This is a genomic window from Aquimarina rhabdastrellae (assembly GCA_947387485.1).
GTDB lineage: Bacteria > Bacteroidota > Bacteroidia > Flavobacteriales > Flavobacteriaceae > Aquimarina.
On sequence record CANDNT010000001.1, the window covers coordinates 683,663 to 694,796 of the forward strand.

An 11,134-nucleotide genomic window follows, 5' to 3' on the forward strand; every position below is an offset into this window, starting at 1 on the left:
TTCCTTAATTCTTATAAACTGTATACATCATATGCTGATTCATCTTCGCCTTCTTCCTCTTCTATATTGAGTGCTATGTATTTTGATAAACTTGAGATTGTTGGGTATTCAAAGAGTTCTCTTACATTGATTTCTAATTCGAATGCTTCATGTAATAGAGGAATCAATCTTACGGCCAATAAAGAGTGTCCTCCGATCTCAAAGAAATTATCATTGATTCCTATTGGAGAAATGGTTAATAACTCTTCCCAAATGGCTACTAGCTTTTCTTCTATTGGGGTTTCTGGTGCTACATATTCTTGCTGTGTAATTGCTTCTGTAGAAGGTTCTGGAAGTGCTTTTCTATTTATTTTCCCATTGGGTGTTAATGGAAATTCTGTTAATTGCACATATAATTTTGGTACCATATAGACCGGCAATTGTGCTGTCAACAAGGCTTCGATTTCTTTATTTTCAATCGCTTCTTCTGTTACTACATATGCTAATAAGCGTTGTTCTCCTGTTGCATCTTCATAGACGGTTACCAAAGACTGCTGAATTGGATCTAATCGATTTAGTTTGATTTCGATTTCGCCTAATTCGATACGATAACCTCTAATTTTAACCTGATTGTCTTTTCTACCGATATATTCTATCGTTCCGTCTGCTAACCATTGTACAACATCTCCTGTTTTGTATAAACGTTCTCCTTTTTTAAATGGGTTTGGTACGAATTTTTCTGCGGTCAATTTTGGGCGGTTCCAATATCCTTTTGCGAGTTGAATTCCGCTAATACATAATTCACCTTTTACGCCTACTGCTTGTGGTTGTAACTGCTCATTCAATACATATAAATTTATATTATCAAATGGCTTCCCGATAGGAACATTTACTACTTCGGGCGAAAGTGGTGTAGTATCGTAATAACTAGTGTAAATCGTTGCTTCTGTAGGGCCGTAAATGTTTTCTAAAGTCGCTTTTAATCCTAGTTTTCTATAATTCAATACGAGTTCTAGCGGTAGTTTTTCTCCAGCTAACATCACATATTTTAAGCAATCAACTCTTTTTACTCCTAATGCTGGTAATGCTGCTACAAATACAGAGAATAAAGAAGGTACTAAATTGAAATGTGTAATTTTTAGCGTTTCTATTGTTTGTACCAATGCTGGTAAATCCGCTTCGTATCCTTTTGGTAAAATACCTAAACTTCCTCCTTGGTACATCCATCCGAATAATTCATATACAGATACATCAAAACTAAAGGTTGTTTTGAGTAATAGTCGATCTTCTGAAGTGACTGGATATTTTTGATTCATGGTCGTCAATAAAGCATGCAATGACTTATGTTGAATCATCACTCCTTTTGGTATTCCGGTTGTTCCTGAGGTATAAATGATGTACGCCAATTGCTCCTTGCTAACTTCAACTCCAACTGCTGTTGTTGGCATTTCTGAAATTGTAGTTTCCAAAATATTAACATCATAGATTTGATACGTTGTATTCGTGACAAACAATTCTTGTACTGCTGATTGTATTATCAAATGACTCGACGCTGTATCTTTTAGAATAAAATCAATACGTTCTTGTGGATAATTAGGATCGATAGGAACATAGGCTGCTCCTGTTTTTAGGATTCCTAGTATCCCCACTAACATGTCTACAGAACGTTCTACACAAATCGGAATTAAATCTTCAGCCTGAACACCTTGTTGTAATAAGTAATGTGCTAATTGATTTGACTTTTCATCCAACTCTTTATACGTCAACTGTATTTCTTCGTGAATAACCGCAATAGCCAATGGATTTTGGTCTACTTGCTTTTTGAAAATATCTAAAACAGTAGTGTCTTGTGGTAATTCTAAATAGGTTTGATTGAACGTTTCTGTGACAAGCCTATGTTCTGCTGCTGTTAAATATGAAAGTTCTTCTAGAGTTTCAGCAGTACCTATAAACTGACTCAACACGGTTTTTAATTGTGCTTCGATAGTTTCAATCTGCGCTTTGTCTATCAATGTATCATTATACATGAATTTCATTGATAATTGCTCTTGTACTAATGAGAAAGAAATCGACAATACATAATTCGTCTGCTCGTGATTGTATATATTTTCTATCTGAATTCCTTCATTAGTCCCTAAGCTGTTTTCGTCAATTGGGTAATTTTCGAATACCAATAATGTATCAAATAAAGCTTCTCGAACTCCAGATGCCGCTTGAATTTTTCCTAAGGGAACATAATTGAATTCTTCCCTTCCTATTGTATGTCCTTTTTGTAATTCTTGCAACCAATCAGCAATCGATTGTTGTTCGTCAATTTGGGTACAGACTGGAATCGTATTGATATACAGTCCAATTCTATTTTCGACACCTTCGATAGCGCTATCTCTTCCGGATACAGTAGCTCCAAAAACCACTTCATTCTGGCTACTATACCTCGATAATAAATATGCCCAAGCCCCTTGTACAACGGTATTAACTGTAATTCTGTTTGCTTTCGCGAAAGCTTCTATATTTTGTGTATCTTCTTTTGCAATGGATACATAATGCGTTGTATTTCCCATTAGGGTATTGCGCTGCGTAGTATCTTTGATAAAAGATAAGTAACTAGGTGTTTCTATTTCACTTATATATTCTTTCCAAAATGAAATTCCTTGATGTATTCCTTTTTGCTGAATCCATCGTACTTGATCTCCATAATTATCTTTAGTTTCAATAGTGATCTCTTTTCCTTCGCTATAGGTTTGATAATACTGCATAAAACTGCTCATCATCATCGACAACGACCATCCATCCCATAAAATATGGTGGTTACTTAGGATCATTTTAATCCTATTCTCTCCTAATTGAATCAAGCTAATTCTGATCAATGGAAATTCATCTATAGAGAATCCTCTTTCTTTATCTGATGCTAAAAATGTGGCTATTTTTTCATCTAAAACGTCTCCTTCATATGCTGAAAAATCAAGTCTTTCTATCGGTATTGCCACTTCTTTGTACACACATTGTATCGCTGAACTGAATACATTGTGATAGATTTTGGTTCTTAAAATGGCGTGCTTTTCTACCAAAGTCTGCCAGCTACGATTAAAAGCAACACTATCAAAATCTCCCACAAAATCACAGCCGAATTGTATCAAATATGCATCTTTTTGCGTATCGAACAAACTGTGAAATAACATTCCTTCTTGCAATGGACTTAACGGATAAATGTCTTCTATGGCTGTTTCGTGACTTTCTTCGAACTTAAATTTTGCCAATTGTTTGTACGAAATCGTACTTGGTAATCCATATTCTGAAACTGTAGTCAATGGTTCTTTGATTGCTTTACAATGTGCTATAATTTCTTGTAGGGATTGCTCAAACTTTTGAGCTAAAGCAACAATAGTTTCTTCGTTATAACGTGTACTATCATAACTCCAAGTGCATCGCAATACACCTTGTGCAATCATACTATTGATTGCTATTTTGTTATGTACTTTATTCTGAACGCTTACATCTTTTCCTTTATTTTCGGTAGCGATGCTTAATAGATCATTAGTCGGTAGCGTATTATCAAAACTCCCTAAATAATTGAATATAATCTGTTCAAAATCTGCTGTTAACTCTTGCTTAGTTGCTTCATTAGATAAGTAACGTAATACCCCATAACCAATTCCTTTATTCGGAATTGCTCTGAGCATATCTTTGGTATTCGCAATAACACTTTCTAACTCTTTTTCATCATTTCTTATTGCTAATTGCACTGGATATAATGTTGTAAACCAACCTATTGTACGGCTAATATCTATATCCTCTGTTATCATTTCTCTTCCGTGACCTTCTAATCCAATGGTTACTTTGTCTGTATCCATCCATTCGGTCAAGGTTAGCGTTAAGGCACTTAACAAGATATCATTCATTTCTGTATGATAGGCATGATGTACTTCTTGTAATAACGCTTGTGTTTTGCTTTCTTCTATTTGTACTACATATTCTTTTACTTCATTTTGTGTGCAAACTGTTTCAGTAGTTTTATCTTGTGGTAATGCTTGAATATCTTTTACCGTATTCTTCCAATATTTCAGTTCGCCTTGTAGTGTTTCGCTTGATGCATATTCCACTAATTCTTGTTGCCATTGTCGGTACGAACTCATTTTGGCTGCTAAAGATACCGCTTCATTGTTTTGTAACTGAGCAAGTATTTGATGTAAATCTTCTAATAAAATACGCCAAGAAACTCCATCGATAGCCAAGTGATGAATCGCTAAAAAAAGTTTATCATAAGCCTCGTTTTCTGCTGTTGTAATCTTTACAAATCGAACGAGATCTCCGTCATAAATCGATAAATCACGTTGATATTTTTCGCAACAAGATTCTACTGCTTCAACACTTAAACATTCTTCGGTAACAAGATTGAGCTTTTGATTTGTATAGGTTTGTGTGATGTGATCTTCTTGAGCATATAAGAATCGTAACACATCATGTTGTGCTCCTAATGTCTGAATCGCTATTGCTAAATTGGCTTCGCTTACCTCTTTGTTTATATTAAGTAATACCGATTGATTGTAATGCGAAACTGCCTCCAACTCTTGTTCAAAAAACCATTGCTGAATTGGTAACAATCCTGCTGTACCTGATAAAATCCCTTCTTCTTTCTGAATGATCAAATCTGCTTTGGTATGCTGCGCTAATTCTCTAATAGTTTGATAGGTAAAAATATCTTTTACCGTAATCAACACACCTGCTGCTTTGGCTCTACTTACTACCTGAATGGCTTTGATAGAATCTCCTCCTAATTCAAAGAAATTGGCTGTTACGCTTACTTTTTCGATTCCTAATAAACCTTCATAAACTGCTACTAATTTTTCTTCAATTTCAGTCGAAGGTGCTACATAATTTTCTTCTGATAAAGCTTCAATAGTAGGTTCAGGCAAAGCTCTTCTGTCTACTTTCCCGTTAGCCGTAATCGGAAATTCTTCTAGCATTACAAACCATTTTGGAATCATATATGCTGGTAAACGCTTTTGTAATTGAGTAACAATTTCTTCTTGAGTTATTGCTTTTTCGCTTACGATATACCCTACTAATTGTTTATTTGCAGCCGTATCTTCTTTTACCAAAACTACTGCTTGTTGTACTTCTGACAATTGTGTTATAGCGGTTTCAATCTCGCCCAATTCTATACGGAATCCTCTGATCTTAATTTGATTGTCTTTTCTTCCGATAAACGCTATATTCCCGTCTGCTAACCATCGAACTATATCTCCTGTTTTGTATAGTTTTTCATTAGGTTGAAACGGGTGTTTTATAAATTTTTCTTCTGTTGTATTTTTTTGATTCAAATATCCTGCTGCCAATCCATATCCCGAAGTATACAATTCTCCTGCTACACCTATTGGGCACGGTTGTAAGGCTTCGTCTAAAACATAGACTTGTGTCCCTTGAATTGGACTTCCGATTGGAATTGCTTGATCAAAATTAAAATCTCTTGGTACTGTATAACAACATGTAAAGGTTGTATTCTCTGTAGGTCCATATCCGTTAATCAGAGTTACTTCTGGTAATTTTTGGTATAATAACTGAATACTCGATGGCGTAAGTACATCTCCTCCAGAAAGTACATATTGCAATGACATTTCTGAAAGATCACTTTGTACCCATTGATCGAATAAGGCTGATGTTAACCAGATCGTATTTACCTGATGTTTGATAATTTCGGCATTGATCGTTGGTAAATCTACAGTATCTGAACTGTATAATGCCAGCGTTCCACCATTGAGTAAACTACACCATATCTCGAAAGTAGCTGCATCAAAAGAAATTGTTGATAATTGCAAAATGGTCGTTTGCTCATTTAATGGTAAATGATCCATCTTGCTCAATCGACTAATTCCTGAATGTGGTACCAAAGTTCCTTTAGGCTGTCCTGTTGTTCCTGAGGTATAAATTACATAGGCTATTGCCGCTGTTGTATATTCTTGCGGAATGGCTGCAACTGGTTGTGCTGCGATTTTTTCTGTTAGGGTATCTAGCAACAGTAATTGAATTTCTTCGTGTGCTTCAAATACCGAGGCTTTACTCGTTTTGGTAATTGCTATTCTCGCATGAATATCTTTTAGAATGTAATCAATACGCTCTTGTGGATATTTTGAATCAATAGGTACATACGCACTTCCTGTTTTTAAAATAGCAATGATGGCTATAATGGTATCTAGTGATCGATCGATCACTAACGGAATCATGTTTTGTTGCGGTATTCCTTGTTTAAGGATATAATGTGCTAATTGATTCGAGCGATCTTCTACTTCTTGATAGGTTATCGCTATATCTTGGTATCGTAATGCTATTGCATTAGGAGTTGCTTTAACTTGCTTTTCTAATAATGCAATTACGTGTTCTTCATCTTTTAAACTGAGTGTATCTGTGTTAAAACGCTCTACTAAAAGTTGTTGTTCTTCGCTTCCTATCAACTGTAACTTTTCTACAGATACATTTTGATCTTTTATGATTGCTGCTGTGATTTGCTCAAAATGCTTGGCAAAACGTTCTATAGTTGTAAACTTGAATAGATTGGTATTGTATTCTATCGTTATACCTAATGTATTATTGATCTCTACAATATCTAAACTCATTTCGAACTTAGCTGTTTGTTGTTCAAAAGGTGTTATGCTGATGGTGCTTTCTCCTAATCGAAGTCCTTCTACTTCTTCGTTGTTTTGTAAAGTCAATAAGGTTTGAAAAATCGGTGTACGATCCTGGCTTCGTTCTCCTTCTACACGTTCCACTATTTTCTCGAAAGGCACATCCTGATTCGCATACGCTTCGAGTGTTGCCGTTTTGACTTGCTTTAGAATAGTATCGAAATTTTGCGAACCTTCTATCTGACTTCTCAAAGCGATAGTATTGACAAAGAACCCTATCAAATCCGCTATTTCTGCTTGTTCTCTATTAGCAATTGGACTTCCTACTGTGATGTCATTTTCTCCTGTATATCGGTATAACAATATCTTATAAACACTCAATAAAGTCATAAACAATGTGCTTCTTTGAGCGGTACTGATATCTTTTAAGGCTTGCGTTGTCCCTTCTGGTAATTCAAATCTAAAAACCGCCCCATCATTTTGTTGTTCGGCTTGCCTTGGGAAATCAAGTGGCATTGCTAACGGAGTGGTTTCTTTTAATTTTTCTTCCCAATAATTAAGTTTTTGATCTAAAAGAGCTCCTGTCAAATGCGTTCGTTGCCAAATACTATAATCTGCATATTGCATTTCTAAAGGTGCTAATCTATGAGAAGTTTCATTAGCTATTGCTTGATACAATTCTTCTAGTTCTTTTACAAAAATCGGAATTGACCATCCATCTGAAGCGATATGATGCATTACCAAAATCAACTGATATGTTGTTTCTGAAAGTGCTACCAAAGTAACTCTCAACATATAGTCTGAAGCTAATTGGAATGGTTTAGCTATTTCTTTTTGCGTAAAATCAGTCAGCGAACTTTCTTTTTCTATTGCTTGTAATGTTGTTTGCTGTATTTCGAAATGATCTCCGTCTAAAATGTGTTGATATCCTTTGCCTTCATGTTCTTTGATGACAGTACGCAGTACTTCATGTCTCCATACAATTGCTTTGATAGCCTGTTGAAGTATTGCTATATCTAGTGTTCCTTCTAATTTCAGAATCGCAGGCATATGATACGCTACGCTGCCTTGCAATTGATCTATAAACCATAAACGTTCTTGTGTAAACGACAACGGAATATAATCGGGTCTTTCGACTTTTGTGATCGTTGGTAAAATAGAAACCTCTGCTGTATCAATATACGCCGCTAATTGTGCCAAAGTATCTTTTTCAAAAATCACTTTTACACTTGGCGCTACACTAAATGTAGTTCGAATTCTAGAAACCAATTTCACCGCTAATAAGGAATGGCCTCCTATCTCAAAGAAGTTATCATTTTTCCCTACCTGTGCTACTCCTAATAATTCTTGCCATATTGCTGCTAAAGCTTTCTCTGTATCCGTTGCTGGGGCTACATACGCTTCTTGATTGCTACTTCCTACTGCTGGAGATGGTAAACGTTTTCTGTCTACTTTTCCATTGCCGCTTAAGGGCATTTCGGTCAAGCTTACATAGTATTTTGGCACCATGTATTCTGGTAACAACGTACTCAATTGTTCCATTGCAGCTTGCTCTTCAAAAACGCCTTCATTCACTACATAGGCAACTAATTGTTTGTTTCCTGGAGTGATCCCTTTGGCTACTACAACTGCTTGTTGTACGGTATCTTGCTCTTCTAGTAAAGCTTCGATTTCTCCTAATTCAATGCGATACCCTCTTAACTTTACTTGATTGTCTTTTCTTCCAATGTATGCGATACTTCCATCCGCATTCCAACTTGCTAAATCCCCTGTCTTGTATAATCTTCCACCTGAGTTAAAAGGATCTTCAAGAAATTTCTCTTTTGTTAAATCCTCTCTATTTAGATACCCTCGCGCTACTTGGATTCCACCTATGCATAATTCTCCTGCTACGCCTATGGGTTGTGGTTCTAATGCATCATTCAAAATATGGATCTGTGTATTGGCTACTGGATACCCTATACTTACTTGATTTTCTATCTCGGCCGTTGTTAAATCTATAGCAGTAACATCGATCGCTGCTTCGGTTGGCCCATATAAATTGTGTATTTGAATCGTTGGTAATTGTGTTTTAAAGCTCTTTACCATACTACTGGTTAATGCTTCTCCACTACACACTACATGTCGTAAACTTGTACATAATTTTGAATCTACATCTTCTAAGAATATTGATAACATGGATGGTACAAAGTGCATGATCGTTCCTTGCTCTTTTGCTATCAATTCTTGTAAATACAATGGATCTTTATGTCCTTCTGGTTTTGCAAATACTAACTTACATCCGGTTACCAATGGCATCGTTAGTTCCCATACCGAAACATCAAACGTATAGGTCGTTTTTTGTATGATGATATCCTCTGTTGTAATTGATAAATCATCTTGCATCCACTTGAGTCGGTTACGCAATCCTTGGTGTTCACATAAAACTCCTTTGGGTCTTCCTGTAGTTCCTGATGTATATATTACATACGCCAACTGCTCTGGAGCAATGGTTGCTGCTTCAAATTCTTTGGATTCTTCCTCTAGAGTTAACGTATCCAAAGCTATTGCTTGTATTTCTTTATCTTCAAATTGAGTAACAAATCGCTCTTGTGTCAATACTATTTTTGCGGCGGTATCTTCCAAAATATACCCAATACGATCTGCCGGAAACATAGGATCTATCGGTACATACGCACCTCCTGCTTTTAGGATTCCTAGTATTCCGATAAGCATCTCAAACGAACGCTCTACATTGATCGGTACTAAGGTTTCTTTGGTTACTCCTTGCTTTCTTAAATAATTCGCAAGTTGATTCGTCTTTTGATCTAAGGCTTCAAAACTTAAACTTTCCCCTTCAAATACCACTGCTGTAGCTTCTGGTCTTGATGCTACTTGTTTTGCAAATTCTTCTAATAGATTTCCTACTTCAGGATATGCTATAGGTGTAGCATTAAATCCTGCTATTTGTGCCTTTTCTGCTTCACTTAAAATCTTTAATTGATCTATTTTTTCTTTTGGGTTGTTCAGTATCGCTGCTACTAAATATTGGAAATGCGCTCCCAATCGCTCTATACTCTCTGGCTTGAAAAGATCTGTATTGTATTCTACCGATATAAAGATTTCTCCTTTTGCCTCAGTAATATTTAAACTGATATCGAATTTGGCCGAACTAGATGGAATATCAATCATCTCGATAGTACTCTCGCCTAAAGTCACCTGATTGACCTGCTCGTTGTTTTGATACGTCAACATCGTCTGAAAAACAGGTGTTCTGCTTTGATCTCTCGTTTGCACTACGCGATCTACTACTTTTTCGAACGGTACATCTTGATATTTATAGGCTTCTAGAGTAGTTTCTTTCACTTGTTTTAATAAGGATTCGAAACTTTGAGTACCCTCTACTTGACTGCGAATTGCAATCATATTGACAAAAAAGCCTATTAATGGTGCGATTTCTAACTGTTCTCTATTGGCTACAGGGCTTCCTACACAGATATCTTGGTTACCAGAATAGCGGTACAACAAGACTTTATACATACTCAACAAACACATAAACAAGGTTGTTTCGTACTGTTGTGTCAACTGTTTTAGACCTTCGGTTTGTTGTTTATCTAAACTAAAAAGATAACTCGTTCCGTTTGAGGTTTGAACTGCTGATCGCTGATAATCTGTAGGCAATTCTAAAGGTTCAACACCTTGTAATTGTTGTTGCCAAAACTTGAGTTTTTCTTCTAAAACGTCTCCTTGTAATGTTTCTTTTTGCCAGATACTATAATCGATATATTGCACTGGTAAATCGGGTAATGCTAATTCTTTTTGCTGAATTTTAGCATTGTATAGCTGTTCTAATTCTTTGACCAAAATTGGCAATGACCATCCATCTGAAGCAATGTGATGTGCTACCAAAATAAATACATGCGCATTGGGTGCTACTGTAATCAAATCGGCACGTAACATATAATCTGAAGCTAAATCAAATGGTGCGGTCATCAAATCTTTCAGTAACGTATTCATTACCGTATCATACGCAGCTTCTTGATAGCTGATCTGAAACGATTGACTTGGAATCACTTTCTGATATACCTTACCGTCGATTTCTTCAAAAACGGTACGCAACGCTTCGTGTCGTTCGATGATATATTGCAAGCTTTCACTTAAAGCCTGTGTATCGATTGCTCCCGTTATTTTTAAAACTCCTGGAATATGATATTGCAAACTGCCTTGTAATCTATCGATGAACCAAAGTCTCTCTTGTGCAAATGATGGAGTGATCTGTTCGGGTCTATGGATGCTCTTCGTTATAGGCGAAATGGTTGGTTTTGCCTTGATTTGATTTTCGAAAAAATGTATTAATTCTTGCTCATTCTCCTTGATTTGTTTCAAAAGTGCAGCAGGAATTGTATCTGTTTTTTTCTTCTTCATTCCCAATCTTCCACCTTTGGCAAATAGCTGTATTTTATGTTGCTGTGCCTCTTGAACTATGTTCAGAATAAGTTGAGTTTTCATTGTGTTAGTAAGCCTAAGTTTATTTGTGTTTTGATTTTTTTGTTATC

The 11,134-nt window shown here is 36.0% G+C and carries 1 protein-coding gene; it reads right to left on the reverse strand.

Features of this window, described 5'->3' with window-relative positions; translation table 11 throughout:
• Positions 1-11: 11 nt before the first annotated feature.
• Positions 12-11,087: an amino acid adenylation domain-containing protein gene (locus ACYEKI_RS03050; protein WP_459209685.1), complete on the reverse strand. Its 11,076-nt coding sequence runs from the start codon at positions 11,085-11,087 to the stop codon at positions 12-14.
• Between the last annotated feature and the right edge of the window lie 47 nt (positions 11,088-11,134).

Bases quoted from the DNA above. Each gene is read 5' to 3' on its own strand.
- ACYEKI_RS03050 (WP_459209685.1), bottom strand. From the start codon at position 11,087: ATGAAAACTCAACTTATTCTGAACATAGTTCAAGAGGCACAGCAACAT.